Origin of the sequence: Rhizobium sp. BR 317 (assembly GCF_047445835.1) — a bacterium.
GTDB classification, from domain to species: Bacteria; Pseudomonadota; Alphaproteobacteria; order Rhizobiales; family Rhizobiaceae; genus Rhizobium; species Rhizobium paranaense.
In genome coordinates this window covers 1-1355 of the sequence record NZ_JARWLB010000132.1, presented here as the reverse complement: position 1 = coordinate 1355, position 1355 = coordinate 1, and the positions used below count along the sequence as shown (strand labels likewise).

The following is a 1355-nucleotide window of genomic DNA, read 5'->3' as shown; positions in this document are numbered from 1 at the left end:
CCTTGGCGCCGCGTCGGCGCACCTCCGTCGTGATGGTGGGCACGAGCGCGGCGTGKGCACGTATCAGGTCGTCGCTTGATCGGTCCTGGCCGATCGTCATCCGGTAGGAAAACTGCGCGATGGTCCGGTTGATCTGCCGCACCTTCCGGCTATCCGAGATGTCGCGGTGACAGGAGATCATGTTCACCGGCCCTCGCTTGCTCGAGCCACACACCAGCATGCGGGCGGAAACCGGGAAGATCAGCTCAACCTCGTCTGAATGCTTGTAGGGGATTCGCGCGTGAAGCGATTGACGCGGGTCGTAGCTGCACACAGGATTGTCCGAAGTCAGGAACGGCGTGGCAGTGTTGTTATGCAGCACTTCGAAACCAAGCCGGAAGCAGAGGTCTCCGAAATCTTTGAACTCGCCCTGCATTGCCAAGAGCGTTTCATGAGGATTGATGCCTATTGGCACTGTGTCGAACTGACCAGCGTAGCGCTCCAACTCCGGAGGGAGTGCGCCGATTTCTTCGGCGATCTTGTGTTCGCTGCGGAGCTTGGCCTCCAGCATMAACGCGTGTCGGTCGCGCGTTGCAGGAACGCGGGCGCGCATGATTGTTTGCATGCCCAGGACATTGAAGGAGATTGCGGATGACAATCGGCGCTMCGTGAGAGCCCTAAGCGTCTCCGGCMACACGGTTTCGATGGTATTCCACAAGTCCTCAAAACGGTGGTTTTCCTGACCTCCCTCGGGCAGCTTCTGTGAATAATAGTCTCGCTCGAAGCCGATCGCCCTCGGCTTCATGGGAAGAGGATCTCCGGGCGTTTCGCAAAGGTAGACCTGAACCCGGCCGTCATCGGCGGCAAAKCCGTCCATGTAKACTGCCGAGATGAAATGGTGCCGGCGATTGTTGCGATTGGTATCGMCGCCGGACGGGTTGAGCATGCTGAACGGACGCACATCGCCGTCGGCGGGAACGGCGCCCCACTGGCCGAAATATTTTGGCTCCTTGGCCATTTGCTACACCGTCCACAAATCGTCGGGGCCGAGATAGCTCAAGTTGAGCTKGGCGACATTCAAAGCCACGCTCGCTCGTACGAGGCCACGCCGAGTTGGATTGAGGGGGTGCTGCAGCAGGCCGATCGCGTGTCCGTCCGGCGCCAGAACAAGTGGCTGGCCGTTCCGGTGGAAGAGGCTGACTGGCGTGCCTGCGGGGGCTGGCGTGGCGAACCACTGGACATTTCCAAGATAGTCTCGGCGTGCCCAGGTCCGGTTATCCGACGGTGCAAAATCCCGGATGAACTCCAGCCATATCGCACGCGTCTCAGCCGTCGGCCAGTCGGGCTGGAACGACCAGGCCGCGAGGTCGGGTGAG

2 protein-coding genes are annotated in these 1355 nt (G+C 60.6%); both read right to left on the bottom strand.

Going from position 1 to position 1355, the window contains the following annotated elements:
- Positions 1 to 856: DUF4238 domain-containing protein (locus QD357_RS32290; RefSeq protein ID WP_414126079.1), on the bottom strand; the 856-nt coding region annotated here is incomplete at its 3' end.
- A gap of 144 nt (positions 857 to 1000) precedes the next feature.
- Positions 1001 to 1355: hypothetical protein (locus QD357_RS32285; RefSeq protein WP_414126078.1), on the bottom strand; the 355-nt coding region annotated here is incomplete at its 5' end.